The sequence below is a fragment of the Winogradskyella sp. PC-19 genome, assembly GCF_002163855.1.
Classification (GTDB): Bacteria; Bacteroidota; Bacteroidia; order Flavobacteriales; family Flavobacteriaceae; genus Winogradskyella.
In genome coordinates this window covers 723,145-740,688 of sequence record NZ_CP019332.1, presented here as the reverse complement: position 1 = coordinate 740,688, position 17,544 = coordinate 723,145, and the positions used below count along the sequence as shown (strand labels likewise).

The 17,544-nt window shown below is 35.1% G+C and carries 12 protein-coding genes; 7 read left to right on the top strand and 5 right to left on the bottom strand.

Going from position 1 to position 17,544, the window contains the following annotated elements:
• Nucleotides 1-27: 27 nt before the first annotated feature.
• Nucleotides 28-405: a LysM peptidoglycan-binding domain-containing protein gene (locus BTO05_RS03400; protein WP_087491306.1), complete on the bottom strand. Its 378-nt coding sequence runs from the start codon at nucleotides 403-405 to the stop codon at nucleotides 28-30.
• A 286-nt stretch (nucleotides 406-691) separates the two neighbouring features.
• Between BTO05_RS03400 and rpsA the strand changes: the two genes are divergently transcribed.
• From rpsA to BTO05_RS03365, 7 genes are all read left to right on the top strand, one after another.
• Nucleotides 692-2,533: a 30S ribosomal protein S1 gene (gene rpsA / locus BTO05_RS03395; protein WP_087491305.1), complete on the top strand. Its 1,842-nt coding sequence runs from the start codon at nucleotides 692-694 to the stop codon at nucleotides 2,531-2,533.
• Between the two features lie 123 nt (nucleotides 2,534-2,656).
• On the top strand, nucleotides 2,657-3,196 hold the full coding sequence (gene pyrR, locus BTO05_RS03390) for a bifunctional pyr operon transcriptional regulator/uracil phosphoribosyltransferase PyrR (RefSeq protein WP_087491304.1): 540 nt from the start codon (nucleotides 2,657-2,659) through the stop codon (nucleotides 3,194-3,196).
• Nucleotides 3,197-3,200: 4 nt separating this feature from the next.
• Nucleotides 3,201-4,130: an aspartate carbamoyltransferase catalytic subunit gene (locus tag BTO05_RS03385; protein WP_087491303.1), complete on the top strand. Its 930-nt coding sequence runs from the start codon at nucleotides 3,201-3,203 to the stop codon at nucleotides 4,128-4,130.
• A gap of 2 nt (nucleotides 4,131-4,132) precedes the next feature.
• On the top strand, nucleotides 4,133-4,465 hold the full coding sequence (locus tag BTO05_RS03380) for a ribonuclease Z (protein ID WP_087491302.1): 333 nt from the start codon (nucleotides 4,133-4,135) through the stop codon (nucleotides 4,463-4,465).
• A gap of 3 nt (nucleotides 4,466-4,468) precedes the next feature.
• The gene (locus BTO05_RS03375) at nucleotides 4,469-5,374 is read left to right on the top strand and encodes a ribonuclease Z (protein ID WP_087491301.1); all 906 of its coding nucleotides are present in this window, start codon (nucleotides 4,469-4,471) and stop codon (nucleotides 5,372-5,374) included.
• A gap of 12 nt (nucleotides 5,375-5,386) precedes the next feature.
• Nucleotides 5,387-6,034, top strand: a complete 648-nt coding sequence (gene pdxH, locus BTO05_RS03370; protein WP_087491300.1) for a pyridoxamine 5'-phosphate oxidase — start codon at nucleotides 5,387-5,389, stop codon at nucleotides 6,032-6,034.
• Between the two features lie 186 nt (nucleotides 6,035-6,220).
• Nucleotides 6,221-6,718: a CAP domain-containing protein gene (locus BTO05_RS03365; protein ID WP_087491299.1), complete on the top strand. Its 498-nt coding sequence runs from the start codon at nucleotides 6,221-6,223 to the stop codon at nucleotides 6,716-6,718.
• 154 nt (nucleotides 6,719-6,872) lie between these two features.
• Here BTO05_RS03365 and BTO05_RS03360 read toward each other — a convergent pair whose 3' ends face one another.
• The 4 genes from BTO05_RS03360 to BTO05_RS14090 all read right to left on the bottom strand — a co-directional run.
• The gene (locus tag BTO05_RS03360) at nucleotides 6,873-7,430 is read right to left on the bottom strand and encodes a DUF1572 family protein (protein WP_087491298.1); all 558 of its coding nucleotides are present in this window, start codon (nucleotides 7,428-7,430) and stop codon (nucleotides 6,873-6,875) included.
• 433 nt (nucleotides 7,431-7,863) lie between these two features.
• Entirely contained in the window at nucleotides 7,864-9,783 is a 1,920-nt protein-coding gene (locus tag BTO05_RS03355; protein WP_087493276.1) for an OmpA family protein, read from the bottom strand.
• 15 nt (nucleotides 9,784-9,798) lie between these two features.
• Nucleotides 9,799-10,716 carry a type IX secretion system membrane protein PorP/SprF gene (locus BTO05_RS03350; RefSeq protein WP_087491297.1) on the bottom strand — a complete coding sequence of 306 codons (918 nt, stop codon included), beginning with the start codon at nucleotides 10,714-10,716 and terminating at the stop codon, nucleotides 9,799-9,801.
• A 27-nt stretch (nucleotides 10,717-10,743) separates the two neighbouring features.
• Nucleotides 10,744-17,544 (bottom strand): Ig-like domain-containing protein (locus BTO05_RS14090; RefSeq protein WP_087491296.1); only part of this gene is annotated, 6,801 nt, incomplete at its 5' end.

The window sequence follows — 17,544 nt, the reverse complement described above, 5'->3', positions numbered from 1 at the left end:
TCGCTTTTTTATTGAAAAATATAATTTCTATAAGTTAGGAATAACTAACTCTTGGTCTGGATGAATTACGTCAGGATTCTTTAAAATTCCTGTGTTTGCAGCAAAAATTTCTTTATACTTCATGGCATCACCATAATAATGTTTTGCAATTTTTCCTAAAGTCTCTCCAGATGATACGGTATGTCTTGCATACACAGACTCATCTGCAACTTTAATATCTGCCATAATATCAGAAGGATTGTCACCACCGACTTCTTTGATTTTGTTCCACATCAAGTCTTTCTCATATTGAGTAGCTGCTGTTCCCCAAACTTTTAGTTTGTCGTTAGCTTCTTCAACTTTTCCGTCTGCGATGTTTAATTGTTCTCCTAAATCTAATACAGCTTGATATTTTGCTTTGTACATAGTGTTTTAATGTTTAATTGTTAGTACTATCGTAAATATATCAAAATAAATGCCAAACTTTAAATTTCATTTTATCTAATTGAAACACAATTATATCAAGATAGTTTTTTAAGTAAAAACAACGCGTTTATTAGCTTGTTTATAAAAATAAAAAACTGTATTTTTGCGCTCCTTTTAGCGGAGTTATAGAAAGACTACTAAGGGTAAACAAAAACAAACTAATAATCTTCTGTGAAGTTTCTCCAAAAAACTTTCAAGACTCACAGAATACAAATTTTTATCAGCAATGGCTGAAAACAAAACAAAAGAAGCAGAAGTAGCTGTAGAAGCAACTGAAGCAAAAGCAACCCAAGCACCTGTAGTATCTGAAGCTCAGGCAAATCCAGAAAAATTCTTAAAAGAATTCGATTGGCACAATTACGAAGAAGGTATTGAGCAAGTAGAAGACACTAAACTTGAAGAATTCGAGAAATTAGTATCAGAAAATTTTGTAGATACTTTAGATGATCAAGTTGTAGAAGGAACTGTAATTACTATTACAGACCGTGACGCAATTATTGACATTAACGCAAAGTCAGAAGGTGTAATCTCTCTTAACGAGTTCCGTTACAACCCTAACTTAGCTGTAGGTGATAAGGTTGAAGTATTAATTGACGTTCGTGAAGACGCAACAGGTCAATTGGTATTATCTCACAGAAAAGCACGTGTAATTAAAGCATGGGATCGTGTAAATAATGCACATGATACTGGCGAAATCGTTAACGGTTTTGTAAAATGCAGAACTAAAGGTGGTATGATTGTAGACGTATTTGGTATTGAAGCTTTTTTACCAGGTTCTCAAATCGATGTGAAGCCTATTAGAGATTACGATCAGTATGTAAACAAAACAATGGAATTCAAAGTTGTAAAAATCAACCACGAATTCAAAAATATTGTTGTTTCTCATAAAGCGCTTATCGAAGCAGATATCGAAGAACAGAAAAAAGAAATCATTGGCCAGTTAGAAAAAGGACAAGTATTAGAAGGTGTTGTTAAAAACATTACTTCTTACGGTGTGTTTATTGATCTTGGTGGTGTAGATGGTTTAGTTCATATTACTGACCTTTCTTGGTCTCGTATCAACCATCCAAATGAGATTGTTGAGTTAGATCAAAAATTAAATGTTGTAATCCTTGACTTTGATGAAAACAAGTCAAGAATACAATTAGGTCTTAAGCAATTATCTAAGCATCCTTGGGAAGCTTTAGGTGAAGGCGTAAAAGTTGGAGATAAAGTAAAAGGTAAAGTAGTTGTAATCGCAGATTACGGTGCATTTATCGAAGTAGAAGAAGGTGTTGAAGGATTAGTTCACGTATCTGAAATGTCTTGGTCTACGCACTTAAGATCAGCTCAAGATTTCGTATCGGTAGGAGATGAGATTGATGCAGTTATCTTAACTTTAGATAGAGAAGATCGCAAAATGTCTCTTGGTATTAAGCAATTAACACCAGACCCATGGACAGATATTACAACTAAGTATCCAGTAGGTTCTAAGCACACTGGTATTGTACGTAACTTTACAAACTTTGGTGTATTTGTTGAATTAGAAGAAGGTATTGATGGATTAATTTATATCTCTGATTTATCTTGGACTAAGAAAGTTAAGCATCCATCTGAGTTCTGTAACGTAGGTGATAAATTAGATGTTGTTGTATTAGAGTTAGATGTAGATGGACGTAAATTATCTTTAGGTCACAAACAAACTACAGAAAACCCTTGGGACAAGTACGAAACTGAATTTGCTTTAGAGTCTGTACACACAGCAGCGATTACTGAAATCGTTGACAAAGGTGCTACTATTGACTTTAACGAAGATATCGTGGCATTTGTACCACAACGTCACTTAGAAAAAGAAGACGGTTCTAAATTAAAGAAGGGTGAAGAAGCACAATTCAAAATTATTGAATTTAATAAAGAATTCAAGAGAGTTGTAGCATCTCACACTGCAGTATTTAGAGCAGAAGAAGCTAAGATTGTAAAGCAAGCTGTACGTAAAGCAGAAGCTCAAGCAGCAGAAGCGAAGCCTACTTTAGGTGATGCTAATGATGCATTACAAGCACTTAAAGATAAAATGGACGGTAAGAAATAATTCTTCCAAATTTTATAAAATTAAAAGCCTCACATTTTTGTGGGGCTTTTTTGTGTCAAAATATGAGTTTGATACTCAAATTATTTAGTTTAACTTTGCCAACCAAACACGTTTGGAAGTTATATGAGTCAAAAAGTATTACTTAATTCTAAAGAAGTAAACATTATCCTTCACAGATTGGCTTGTCAACTCATTGAAAATCATAACGACTTTTCTAACACTGTTTTAGTTGGATTACAGCCAAGAGGAAAATTTCTTGCTGCAAGACTTGCAAAAATTTTAAAAGTAGACTATAAGGTCAAGGATTTAAAATATGGCGATTTAGACATTACTTTTTTTAGAGATGATTTTCGCCGTGGTGAAAAACCATTAGAAGCTAATGCAACGTCAATAGATTTTATCGTTGAAGATAAAAACGTTGTTTTTGTAGATGATGTCTTATATACAGGAAGAAGTATACGAGCTGCTTTAACGGCTATACAATCTTTTGGAAGACCAAGTCATATAGAATTACTAACATTAATAGATAGGCGATTTAGCCGACATTTACCAATACAACCTGATTATAGAGGTCGTCAAGTAGATGCCATAAATAAAGAAAAAGTTATAGTAAACTGGGCAGAGAACGAAGGTGAAGATGTCGTTTACTTAATAAATAAATAAGAGCATGAGTCAATTAAGTGTCAATCACTTACTGGGAATTAAATATCTGAATAAAGCGGATATTCAACTTATTTTTGAAACCGCCGACCAATTTAAAGAGGTTATTAATCGTCCGATTAAAAAAGTACCTTCATTAAGAGATATTACCATTGCTAATTTATTTTTTGAAAACTCAACTAGAACAAAACTCTCATTTGAGCTTGCGGAAAAAAGACTTTCTGCTGATGTTATTAACTTTTCAGCTTCGCAATCATCAGTCAAAAAAGGAGAAACACTTATCGATACCGTAAATAATATTTTATCTATGAAAGTCGATATGGTGGTGATGCGTCATCCTAGTCCAGGTGCAGGTGTGTTTCTTTCAAAACATATTAATGCAAGTATCGTTAATGCAGGTGATGGTGCACATGAACATCCTACACAAGCACTTTTAGATTCTTATTCTATTCGTGAAGATTTGGGAAGTGTAAAAGGAAAAAATGTAGTTATCGTAGGTGATATATTGCATAGTCGAGTGGCTTTATCAAACATTTATGCACTACAATTACAAGGTGCTAATGTTATGGTTTGTGGACCAAAAACATTATTGCCTAAGTATATAAAGGATTTAGGTGTCAAAGTTGAAACCAATTTAAGAAAAGCTCTAGAATGGTGTGATGTAGCCAATATGTTACGTGTACAAAACGAGCGAATGGATATTAGTTACTTCCCTTCAACACGAGAGTATGCACAGCAATACGGTGTTACTAAAGCTTTATTGAATAGTTTAGACAAAGAAATAACAATCATGCACCCAGGACCAATTAACCGTGGCGTGGAGATTACGAGCGATGTAGCAGATTCTAACCAATCAATTATACTAAATCAAGTTGAAAACGGAGTTGCAATTAGGATGGCAGTTATTTATCTTTTAGCGTCTAATATAAAACAGTAGTTATGATATTCGATAAAGACGGAAATATTACTATTATCACTCAGGAAAAAGCGTCCGTAAAGACTTTAGTTAATAATATAGAGCAAGTCTACGACAAATATCAAAATGACCATATTATTGTTAATCTATCGAGTTTAGACGATATTTCACTTGAGGATATTATTGAATTTCTTAGAGTAAGTAATATGCATCGAGCCGATAAAAAATCTTTTGTAGTTGTATCTGATAAAGTAGATTTGGATATGATGCCAGACGAAATTTGTGTTGTACCAACAATGCACGAAGCCTATGATATTATTGAAATGGAGGATATTGAACGTGATTTAGGCTTTTAAAATATGAAGTTAAACATTCTTGGTTGCTATAGTGCTACACCGCGAACATTCACAAATCCCACATCTCAAGTTTTAGAAATAAAAAACCATCTTTTTTTAATAGATTGCGGCGAAGGTACCCAAGTACAACTCAGAAAAAATAAAATTAAATTTTCTAGAATAAAGCACATCTTTATTTCTCACCTTCATGGAGACCACTATTTTGGTTTGGTTGGATTGATATCTACATTTAGACTTCTAAAGCGCGAAGCTGACCTTCATGTTTATGGGCCAAAAGGTTTAAAAGAAGTTATTACACTTCAGATGAAATTGTCTGACTCTTGGACCAATTATAACTTATACTTTCATGTATTAGAATCTAAAGAATCTGAACTTATTTTTGAAGATGATAAAGTTGAAGTACATACAATACCTCTTATACATCGTGTTTACACCAACGGTTTCTTGTTTAAGGAAAAAGACGGAGAGCGTAAATTAAATATGAATGCAGTACTTAATAATAATATTGATATTTCCTATTATAGAAAACTCAAACAAGGCGCAGATATCACCAATGAAGATGGAGTGTTAGTCAAAAACGAAACTGTAACATTACCACCGCCAAAAGCAAAATCATACGCATTTTGTAGTGATACAGCATATAATGAAGCAATTGTGCCAATTATAAAAGAAGTAGACGCTTTGTATCACGAATCTACATTTTTAGAAAAAAATGCAAGCCTCTGCGAGCTTACAAGGCACAGTTCGGCAAAACAAGCTGCTACTATTGCAAAATTAGCTAATGTTGGTAAACTTATACTTGGACACTACTCAACACGCTACGATGACTTATCTTTGTTTAAAACTGAAGCCGAACCTATTTTTAGTAATGTAGAGTTAGCAGACGACGGTAAAGTTTTTGAAATTTAATAAACTTAAGCAATGGAAAAAGATTTAGGAGATTACAGAAAGTCTTATGAAAAAGGAGAGTTGTTATTGACTAACGCTCCTGAAAATCCTATTGAACTATTTAGAGATTGGTTTATAGAAGTAGATACTCATTTTAATGTAGGAGAGACAAATGCCATGACAATTTCTACTTTAGGTTTAGATGGTTTTCCAAAGAGTAGAGTAGTGCTACTCAAAAAATATACTCACGAAGGTTTTATTTTTTACACCAATTATGATAGTGAAAAAGGAAAAGCCATACTTAATAATGCGAATGTCTGTTTATCTTTTTTTTGGCCAGCTGCCGAGCGTCAAATTATTATTAAAGGAAAAGCTGAGAAGATTGCTGAAAACCTTAGTGATGGTTATTTTGAATCTAGACCAAGAGGAAGTCAATTAGGAGCGATAGCATCTAATCAAAGTCAGGTGGTAAAAGACAGAACAGAATTAGAAAATAGATTAAAAGATTTGGAACGTCAGTTTGAAGGCAAGGAGATTGAACGTCCTCTAAATTGGGGTGGCTTTATAGTAAAGCCAGTAGAGTTTGAGTTTTGGCAAGGTAGACCTAATCGCCTTCATGACAGGATACGGTATAAACTTCAGAATAATTATAATTGGAAGATTAATCGTTTAGCTCCTTAATTTTGACTTGCCAAATCGATAAAAAGCTAAATTTATTAGATTAAATACAGTATTTAAACTTAAAAACACGATTAAAAACATAAATAATCGATTAAATGTATGTATTTCATCGATTTTAACATTTCATTAACATATATAGTCTTAGTGTAGGTATACTTTAGTAATCCCAAACAAAAATACCTACTTATGAAACTATCTAGACTCATGCCAATTTTGGCAATTTGTGCTTTAATCTCGTTCTCATCTTGTTCTTCAGAAAGTCTGAATGAAGAAGAATCAATAAATTTAGATTTAGTCGTAGCACCTCAAGCAAAACCACTTGAATTAGAAATTCTAGAACTTATAAATTACCACCGCATTACTAATGGTATGAATGCTTTAAATAGTAATGATACAGTAAAAGCTGTTGCTTATACACATACTGACTATATGGTAGAAGTTGACGATGTTTCACACGCAAACTTTTTTGAACGTAAGCAGAGTCTACAAAACAATGAAAATGCACAAATAGTATCTGAGAATGTAGCCTATGGCTTTACATCAGCAGAATCTGTTGTTAACGCTTGGATTAATAGTCCATCACACAGAAGTAATATCGAAGGTAACTATACACATTTTGATATATCAGCTGAAAAAAACGAAGAAGGTGATTGGTATTTTACCAACATATTTATAAAAAAATAAACACAAATTATATATATAATAATAAAAGACCGCAATTGCGGTCTTTTTTAGTTGATATATTACTGTATGTGTTGTAATTACTCACAAACGCTTATATTATGAAGCGTAGCATGCTATAGGCGGCTATGATTTGATATACTTTGTTGTAGCCAATTTATTTTATTTCATCTGTAAAGTGCCCTTTGTGTTTTCCCTGAGAAAACTTTCTATCGTTAAAGTCCTTTGATTTTCCTTTTGGTATTGATAAACTATTCCATTCTTTTCCTTTAATCATACGACCTACATATACTATTTGTCCAATATGATAAGAATAATGCATCATTTGTCTATTAACGGCCTCTACTATTGAGTGACTTTGATTACGTATAAAAATTTCAGAATCAAAATTGGATTCACATACTGAATTCAGAGCATCAAAAAGACAATTCCACCCATCAGCCCATTTTTCGAGCATTTCAGTTCTTGTCTTTATTATTGATTCAAATTCCATATCTCGATTTCTCCATTCTTTTTCTCCGTCTGAAATCAAAAAATCTGTCCATCTTGATTTCATATTTCCCCAAAGGTGATTTACAGTAATCGCTATTGAATTTGATTCTTCATTGAACTGCCAAAACAATTCTTTTTTATTCAATTGGTCGAAAGTCTTTTCTCCAAGTATTTTATAATACTCAAATTGTTTTTTGACACTATTTATGTAATTTCTTTCCATTTGTCAAATTAGCTACAACGTCCACTGTGTATGGCGAGTGAGGCGCGCCTCACGGGAAGCCATAATTGCGCCTCATTTGTTATACATACAGTTGTGTGTAGTTTTGTGAGGAGTTCTCGTAGACTTGACTAAATATACAACAAATTAGGGAGGCGTGATTAACAGTGGACGTTGGTATGTAATTAGTAGAAAAGGAGCGTTTGCAAAACGCGATTCTACGTGCCGCAGGCAATTACATACCAACTAGTTATATAATAACTTTTATTACTGTTATCCCGCATATAAATCAGGATATAGAAGTATTATTATTGTTGTTATAGGGTAAAGTTAACATTTTTACTTTAAGTATTTATTACCATTTTGCTTCTAATCATTAAACAAAAAAAGCCCAGCATTTGCTGGGCTTTTTAATTAGCGATATTTATTAGTTTAGTTAATCTTTTAAGATATAGAAATAAGAACGTCTATTTAGTTGATGCTCTTCTTTTGTACATGGTACACCATTAGAACATCTGTTGAGTAACTGTGACTCACCATATCCAATAGCACTCTCAATTCTATTCGCATCAATACCACGAGAGATTATATAATCTCTAGTAGATTTGGCACGTCTATCAGAAAGTCTCATGTTATAGCGTTCGCCACCACGACTATCTGTGTGTGATTCTAATTTTATAACCATTGTAGGATGCTTACGCATAACGTCTACTATGTTTTCTAATTCAAACTGTGCATCTGTTCTAATATTTGCTTTGTCAAAATCAAAGAAAATTGGGTTAATCACAATCTGATTATCTATGATTAATGGTGTTAATACTAAGTCTGCTACATTTACCTTATCGTTTACGTCAGAAGTGACAACTGTTTTTTGGTCGTCTTTGTAATCTTCTTTACTACCAACAACTGTATACGTTTTTTCGCAAGTCAAATCTACAAACTCATAAGCACCTTCAGTATTTGTTGTTTGCTCAGTTAGTACTTTACCAGACTCATCAATAAGTCTAACAGTTGCTCCAGGAATAACTTCGTTTGTAAGCTCGTCTCTTACAAAACCTGCAATGCTTTGTTCGCACAGGTATGTGTTAAAACTGTAAATATCATCACCACCTTTTCCGCCTTCACGGTTAGAGGATAGGTATCCTTCTTCTGTTTCGTTATCAAAAATGTATGCAAAATCATCAAAACCAGAGTTAAAAGGTTCTCCAAGATTCTCACTTTTTGCATTAGCATCGTTAATAATATTTGACTTATAAATATCTAAAAGTCCATAATTTACTAATCCATCTGATGAGTAATAAAAGGTTCCATCTTTAGAAATAGATGGGAATAATTCTCTACCAGGAGTATTAATATTTTCTCCAAGATTACGTGGTTCTGAGTATGTACCGTTATCGTTGATATCTACAACGTATATATCGGCTTGACCAAAACCACCTTCGCGGTCAGAAACAAAGTATAATTGTTTGTTATCTGGGCTTAGTGCCGGATGACCAGTAGAGTAGACCTCTACATTAAAAGGTAATATCTCTAAATTAGTCCATGAGTTAGATGCTTCATCTTTAGTAGCTTTAAAAAGCTCTAAGTGAGTAGTTCCTTTTTTGTCATAATCTAAACGATCTCCTTTTGTCAAATTATCTCTAGTGAAATAAATTGTTTTGCCATCATTTGTTATAGCTACTGAAGATTCATGAAATTTAGAGTTAATTCTTTCTCCTGAGACTTTATTAGGCTCATTGAAGGATAGAGTTTTATTTCCTCTTTTAATTTCAACTTGATAAATATCTAAGAAAGGTTCTTTATTCCAATCATAAACTTTTGATGATTCATCTCTAGATGAAGCAAAATAGAGGATGTCGTCCTTTACATAAGCTCCAAAGTCTGAATATTTAGTGTTGAAATCTACGTTGTATAAATTGACAATACGTTTTTCGTCCGTAGTTTCTGAAAGCTTGTAGATATCAAAATTATCTTGAATATATTTCTTTGCATCAGAGTCTTCGTCTTGTCGACCTTTGAGTTTTTGAACCCAAATTTCAGCCTTTTCGTAGTCTTTAATACTAACAAGTGATTGTATGTATTTGAAAAGGTATTCTGAATCTAATTTCTTTTCATATTTATCGACCGCTAAGCCATACCATAAGGCAGACTCTTCAGTTTGTGAGTTGTTATAATATGCATCTCCTATTCTAGTAAGTACATGCATTGAGCTATCACCATCTTTTACTACTTCTTTATAAAGTTCTACAGCTTTTACATAGCCGTAACTTTTAAAGAATTTGTCTGCTAACTTCAACTGTGCAAAGCTTGAAGAAAAACAAAGGGTGAATACGATAAGAATTAATCTTGTTTTCATATTAAACTGCATATTTTAGAAGTATCTAGGGGATTTGATTCTACGACTTTTAAAGATTTCAAACATTAATAAAACTTCATGAGTTCCACTTGTGAAAGGTCTAATATCAGAAAGTGGATATTCGTAAGCATATCCTATACGAAGTTGCTTTGAGACTTGGAAATCTACAATTCCACCGAGTGCTGCTGCTTGCTCGTTAATTCTGTATCCACCACCTATCCAAAACTTTTCATTAAATAGAAAGTTTGCAGAAATATCAAATGATAATGGTGCACCATTTGTAGCTTTAAGTAAAGCAGATGGCTTTAATTTTATGTTATCACTTAAATCAAATACATAACCACCAGTGAAGTAGTAACTCACACGGTCAAGAGCTTCGAAACCATTGGCCTCTATTTTGTCATTATTCAATATTCTTGGCGCAGACAAACCTAAATACCATCTATCACTATGCCAATATACTCCGGCGCCAACATTAAAATCTAAACGATCCTCAAAACCAAAAATTACTGGGTCATTAGCTTCTGATAGGACAAAATCACCATCTAAGTTATAAGCAGTTACTCCACCTTTAATACCAAAAGCTAATTTAGAATTTAAACCAGTTGTTATTGTATAAGAGAAATCACCATAGACATATTGAAAATTTTCAAATCCAAGCTCGTCATTAATTACGGATAGTCCAAGTCCAACTTTTTCATTTCTCAAAGGTGCATGTATAGATAGTGTCTGAGTTTGGGGACCACCTTCTAGACCTACCCATTGGCTTCTGTGCAATCCAATTACGCTTAATGTTTCCCTTGATCCAGCATAAGCAGGATTAATAGAAATGGTATTAAACATGTATTGCGTAAACTGCGGAAGCTGCTGGGCAAACGTTACTGAGGTTAACAGTAACATGAATACAATGCCGTAAAATTTATTTAACTTCATAGGTATCAGTTTTTACTTTCTTTTTTATTAGTTGCCAGTTACTACGTAAAGTGGACCAGCAAATGGCTCTAAACCACTGTTTCTTAATGTTACTACATAGTAGTAAGTTCCTGTTGGGACATTATTTGAATCACCGACTGAAGAGCTAATTGTTTGTCCACCCCAATCATTTTGGTAATTATTGTTTTTATAAACTACTGCACCCCAACGGTTAAATATTTGAACTTCTGTTACAAAACCACAAGTTTCAACTCCAGTAATTTCGAAGAACTCATTTATTCCATCACCGTTATGTGTAATCGTTTTAGAAATATTTACATCTTCTTGACCACAAGGTAGTACTATACAATCACCGTTTAATGTAATGTTTACATCTACTTCTACTGGACATGTATCACCTAGAGAATATCTAAATGTGTATATCTCTCCAACTTCTCCACCGTTTTGTGGGTCAAATAAGTTATCATTTATTGTAATGGTATTACCTATTACTATAGACCAAGTACCACTCGTATCTACATCTGATTGTAAGAAGTCAAATAAATTGATTATTCCATCATCTATACATCTATCACCATCGTTAGCAGTAATTGTTGGTGTAGTTACCATAATTACTTGAGTAATAGCAGTAATATTACCACAACCATCATCAGCTGTCCAATCTCTAATAATTTCGTAATCATCAACATTAGGGAAGAAGTTAATGTCTTCATTAAATGTTACAGTTACATTAGAAGAACAATTGTCTTCAAATACTAATTCAGGAATTTCTGGTATAGCATCACACTCTACAGTAATATTGAGGTCTAAGTCAGTGATTAATACTGGAGCAGTAGTATCTATAATGCTTATTGTTTGAGTGAAAGATTCAGAAATATTACCACAACCATCATCAAAAGTCCATATTCTAGTTCTTACAGAAGCATTAGGACAATCTGGGTCTTGAACTGTATCGTCACTAACTAATGTAGTTATTAAAGTCGTTGAACAATTATCAGTTACTGTAGGCTCAAGAGCTAAAGCATCATCCAAAGCAGTTGTATCAGAACATTCTATTGTTACATCTAAATCTCCTTGAGTAGTAGTAATTACTGGAGCAGTAGTGTCAACAACATTAATAGTTTGTACTGCCGTTGCTGGGTTACCACAAGAATCTGTAGCTGTCCAAGTCCTAGTAATAGTAAATGCATTATCACAAGCCCCAGGAGTTGTAACATCAGAGAATGCTATATCTATTGTATTACTACATAAATCTGTCGCTGTTGCTCCTCCTGTAGCAGCTGTTGATGTGTCATCAGAACACTCTACTGTAACATCTGCAGGAATCGTTAATTCTGGAGCAGTAGTATCTACGACACTAATAGTTTGAATTTCGGTAGCAACATTGCCACACTCATCAGTAGCAGTCCAAGTACGTGTTATCGTAAATTCTCCATCACATGTTCCAGGAGTTGTAACATCAGAAGAAACAATATCTATAGTTGTACTACAAGTATCCGTTGCAGTTGCAACACCAGTAGCAGTTGTAGAAGTGTCGTCAGAACACTCAACTGTTACATCAGCAGGAATAGTTAATTCTGGTGCAGTCTCATCGATTATATTAATAGTTTGTGTAGCAGTAGATGCGTTACCACAAGCATCCGTAGCCGTCCAAGTACGAGTTATGCTGTATTCACCAGCACAATCACCGTTAGTTGTTACATCTTCGAATGTTAATGTAAAGTCAGAACCACAAGCATCCGTAGCAGTAGCTTGCTCGAAGCTAGGCGTATCAGGACAGTTTATAGTTGAATCAGCAGGAAGTGCAGCAATAACTGGTGCATCCGTATCAATTACATTAATAGTTTGTGTAGCAGTAGATGCGTTACCACAAGCATCCGTAGCCGTCCAAGTACGAGTTACGCTGTATTCACCAGCACAATCACCGTTAGTTGTTACATCTTCGAATGTTAATGTAAAGTCAGAACCACAAGCATCCGTAGCAGTAGCTTGCTCGAAGCTAGGCGTATCAGGACAGTTTATAGTTGAATCAGCAGGAAGTGCAGCAATAACTGGTGCATCCGTATCAATTACATTAATAGTTTGTGTAGCAGTAGATGCGTTACCACAAGCATCCGTAGCCGTCCAAGTACGAGTTACGCTGTATTCACCAGCACAATCACCGTTAGTTGTTACATCTTCGAATGTTAATGTAAAGTCAGAACCACAAGCATCCGTAGCAGTAGCTTGCTCGAAGCTAGGCGTATCAGGACAGTTTATAGTTGAATCAGCAGGAAGTGCAGCAATAACTGGTGCATCCGTATCAATTACATTAATAGTTTGTGTAGCAGTAGATGCGTTACCACAAGCATCCGTAGCCGTCCAAGTACGAGTTATGCTGTATTCACCAACACAATCACCGTTAGTTGTTACATCTTCGAATGTTAATGTAAAGTCAGAACCACAAGCATCCGTAGCAGTAGCTTGCTCGAAGCTAGGCGTATCAGGACAGTTTATAGTTGAATCAGCAGGAAGTGCAGCAATAACTGGTGCATCCGTATCAATTACATTAATAGTTTGTGTAGCAGTAGATGCGTTACCACAAGCATCCGTAGCCGTCCAAGTACGAGTTATGCTGTATTCACCAGCACAATCACCGTTAGTTGTTACATCTTCGAATGTTAATGTAAAGTCAGAACCACAAGCATCCGTAGCAGTAGCTTGCTCGAAGCTAGGCGTATCAGGACAGTTTATAGTTGAATCAGCAGGAAGTGCAGCAATAACTGGTGCATCCGTATCAATTACATTAATAGTTTGTGTAGCAGTAGATGCGTTACCACAAGCATCCGTAGCCGTCCAAGTACGAGTTATGCTGTATTCACCAGCACAATCACCGTTAGTTGTTACATCTTCGAATGTTAATGTAAAGTCAGAACCACAAGCATCCGTAGCAGTAGCTTGCTCGAAGCTAGGCGTATCAGGACAGTTTATAGTTGAATCAGCAGGTAATGTATCTATTACTGGAGCTGTATTATCTTCTATAGTAAACTTTGCTGAATAAGTACTCACGTTATCAGAACTATCTGTTAAAGTGTATATTACATCTATTATTCCAGAAGCTCCGCATGTAATTACTAAATTACTGTAAGAGTAATTAGAAGTTACAGTGAAGTTATTATCACAATTATCTGTAGCACAATCCAACAATGCTTGTATATTAGCGGCATCCCATGCGTTTGCTAACATCTCATTATTATCGCCATCACATTCAATAGTTTCATCTAATGGTTCACATTGTGACGAATCTGGTGGAGTAGTATCAGCGACTAGATCAGTTGTAATTTCATCAAAATCAGTTACAGTACTTCCATTTGTTACATCAGTTGCTGTAACTACTGCAGTATTGTCAACTTCAAGTTCAATTATATCAGTTTCATTTATTGGATAATTTGCATTATAAACCCAAATTTCGTCAGTGTCTAATTCTGAATCATTATCTGTATCACCTGAAGTAAGTACAAGTGGAATAGCAGGAATTGAATTATCTAATAAGGTATCTTCAATTGAAACATTTTCAAGACTAGTATTACCTGTATTAGTTAATGTAATAGTATAGGTAATTGTTTCTCCAATTTCAGAACATTGATTTACATTTTCATTATTGAAGACACCGGTCTTCACTAAATCAATAGAAGCTGTATTACATAAAGTTGTTATTGTAGCATCATTTTCTGTAACTACGTTATTATCAGATAAATCAGTAACAACATCTTGATTAGGTCCAGTTGATGTCCCCTCAACTGTTGCTTGATTTGTTATACTTCCTGTATCTATATCATTTTGAGTTATAGAATATGTTGCGTTAAAAACCCAAGTTTCATCTAAATCTAATAAATCATTAGAATTATCATCACCACTAGTTAATACAATATCCACTATTGGATTTGGAGCTTGGAACAACTCATCCGAAATAGTAACAGCGCTTAAAGGTACATTACCTTGATTTGTTACAGTGAAAGTATAAACTACTGTTTCATCAACATCAGAACATTGATCTTGATTACTGTCTACAAATATTCCAGTTTTGACTAATGCAATTCCAGGAGCAGGAGTTAATTGAATAGTGATATATACTGTAGCAGTATCTGTAGCTCCATTATCATCTGTAATGGTATATGTGAATGAGTCTGTACCACTAAAGCCAGAGTTAGGTGTGTAAGTAAACGTTCCATCAGGGTTCACCGTTACCGAACCATTAGCAGGGTTAGTATTACTAGTTACAGTAAAGTCATCACCTTCAGGGTCATTATCATTATCAGTAAGGTTACCAGTGATATTTGTATCAACTTCACCATTATATGTATCATCATTAGCCACTACGATGTTAGCATCGTCTGGTACAACTTGAATAGTTACCGTAGCAGTATCACAAGCGGCAGGATTTGCATCATCACAGATGGTGTATGTAAACGTATCTTCACCTTCAAAACTAGGGTTAGGCGTGTAGGTGTACGTTCCATCAGGGTTCACCACGACAGTACCGTTAGTCGGGTCTGTGTTTCCAGTCACGATTATCGTGTCTCCATCAGGGTCAAAGTCATTAGAAATAACAGTACCAGATACAGGCGTATCGACTTCCGTGGTATTGGTATCATCGTTAGCTACAGGCGGCTCATTACCAGAAGTAGGCATAGGCGCAACTTCAATAGTTACCGTTGCAGTATCACAAGCAATCGGGTTACCAGCATCACATACTTCATAAGTAAATGTATCAGTACCAGTAAAATCAGGGTTAGGCGTGTACGTATAAGTACCATCAGGGTTAAAGACTAGCGTACCATTATTAGGCTGAGTGGTTGCAGTAAACGTTTCCGTTCCAGCAGGTCCATCAGGATTTAAGTCATTCGTAGATACATCACCAGACACAGGTGTATCGATAAACGTATCGTTAATATCATTGATAGCTGTTATACAATTAGCAAGAATAGTAACTTCAACTGTAGTTGTACATAAGTTAGCGTCAATAACATTTACAGTATAGATTCCGGCCAATAAATCATTAAATGTTCCGTTGTTTTGGTTTGTTCCTCCATCAATATTATAAGTGTATGGTGCAGTTCCATTTTGACCTTCAACCGTTACGCTTCCTGTAGTAGAGCAAACAATATCAGTTTGAGAAGTAATATTGGCAGATAGAGCAACAAGAGGTTCTTCAACAGTAGCACTATCAGTAATAGTACATCCATTTGCATCTGTAATAGTTACAGAATAATTCCCTGCAGGAAGATTGGTAATATCTTCAGTAGTTTCTCCATTTGACCATAAAAAAGTATAATCTGTAGTTCCGCCATTGACTGTTAAATCTAAGGAACCAGTATTTTCTCCATGACAAGCTACATCGGTAACAGCAATTCCTGTACTCAAAGCAGTTGGTTCATTAATAGTTGTAGAACTTACTGAATCACAACCAGTATCAACATCACTAACAGTAACAGTATATGTTCCAGCTACCAAACCTGATATAGATTGTGTAGTTTCTCCATTACTCCACGAATATGTAAAATTACCTAAACCACCAGTTACGTTTACTGTTGCAGTTCCATCATCTCCTCCATTACATGAAACAGCAGTAGAAGAAGCAACAGCTGATAAATTTCTACAATCTCCATTGTTAACTGTGACAGTCGTTGTAGCTGTACAACCATTTTCATCAGTTACAGTAACTGTATAGTTTCCATCACTTAAACCATTTACAGTTTGCGTTGTTGCTCCACCAGGAGACCATAAGTAAGTATAATCTGGTGTACCTCCAGAAGGATTTGCAGTTACAGTACCATCATTGGTTGTAGGTCCAGTTTCATCAGTAGATGTAGCTGTAACACTTACACTAGTTGAAGGTTCTGTAATTGTAATACTTTCTTCGACTGGAGAACAGACCGTTCCGTCAATTGTTACACTCACAGTGTAAACTCCAGCTATTTGGTTGCTTATTGTACTTGAGGTAACACCGCTGTCAACCTGGACAGGTGTAGTGTTCCATACAAAAGTAAATGTGGCACTTGGATTTGCTATAGAACTTGCACTAACAGTAGCATTACCAGTACTATCACCTTTACATAATATATTGTCTATGTCTCCAACAGCTATAACTGCATCACAATCACTAACACAATTGATTACTACACTTTGTACTGCGGTACAACCATTAGCATCAGTAACTGTAACTGAGTATTGTGTACCACCAATGATATCTCCAGATAGGTTTGTAGCAGTTGCAGTCGTTTGACCATCACTCCATAGATAAGTATATGGCGCAGTACCTCCAGAAGGATTCGCAGTAGCGGTACCGTTGGCACATCCTGCTGTTGCATTCGCATTAATTTTTGTCAATTCTATACTTACTACCTCAGGCTGTGTAATTTGAATAGGAGTTGATAATGTTGCAGTACAACCATTAGCATCAGTAACTGTTACATTGTAATTGCCAGCAGCAAGACCAGAAATATCTTCTGTATTATCTCCATTAGTCCACGCGTAAGAGTAAGGTAAAGTACCTCCATCTACTGTTAAGTTAATGGATCCTGAATTATCTCCATTACATGATAAGTTTGTACCAGTAGCTTGTGCGGTAAGCTCAGCGTCAGGTTGAGCAATAGTAGTGCTAGCAGTTTCTGTACATCCGTTAGCATCAGTAATCGTATAGTTATAAGTTCCAGCAGCAAGACCAGTATGTGATTGGTCAGTAGTTACATCAGTAGCCGTAAAGTCACCAGAAATATCATAAGGACTCGTTCCACCAGCAAAGCTAATCGTAATAGCACCATCAGAAAAACCGAAGCAAGAAACATT

What these genes read in the sequence shown, in the direction of transcription:
- BTO05_RS03400 (WP_087491306.1), bottom strand. Translation starts at nt 405, where the DNA reads ATGTACAAAGCAAAATATCAAGCTGTATTAGATTTAGGAGAACAATTA.
- rpsA (WP_087491305.1), top strand. Translation starts at nt 692, where the DNA reads ATGGCTGAAAACAAAACAAAAGAAGCAGAAGTAGCTGTAGAAGCAACT.
- pyrR (WP_087491304.1), top strand. Translation starts at nt 2,657, where the DNA reads ATGAGTCAAAAAGTATTACTTAATTCTAAAGAAGTAAACATTATCCTT.
- BTO05_RS03385 (WP_087491303.1), top strand. Translation starts at nt 3,201, where the DNA reads ATGAGTCAATTAAGTGTCAATCACTTACTGGGAATTAAATATCTGAAT.
- BTO05_RS03380 (WP_087491302.1), top strand. Translation starts at nt 4,133, where the DNA reads ATGATATTCGATAAAGACGGAAATATTACTATTATCACTCAGGAAAAA.
- BTO05_RS03375 (WP_087491301.1), top strand. Translation starts at nt 4,469, where the DNA reads ATGAAGTTAAACATTCTTGGTTGCTATAGTGCTACACCGCGAACATTC.
- pdxH (WP_087491300.1), top strand. Translation starts at nt 5,387, where the DNA reads ATGGAAAAAGATTTAGGAGATTACAGAAAGTCTTATGAAAAAGGAGAG.
- BTO05_RS03365 (WP_087491299.1), top strand. Translation starts at nt 6,221, where the DNA reads ATGAAACTATCTAGACTCATGCCAATTTTGGCAATTTGTGCTTTAATC.
- BTO05_RS03360 (WP_087491298.1), bottom strand. Translation starts at nt 7,430, where the DNA reads ATGGAAAGAAATTACATAAATAGTGTCAAAAAACAATTTGAGTATTAT.
- BTO05_RS03355 (WP_087493276.1), bottom strand. Translation starts at nt 9,783, where the DNA reads ATGAAAACAAGATTAATTCTTATCGTATTCACCCTTTGTTTTTCTTCA.
- BTO05_RS03350 (WP_087491297.1), bottom strand. Translation starts at nt 10,716, where the DNA reads ATGAAGTTAAATAAATTTTACGGCATTGTATTCATGTTACTGTTAACC.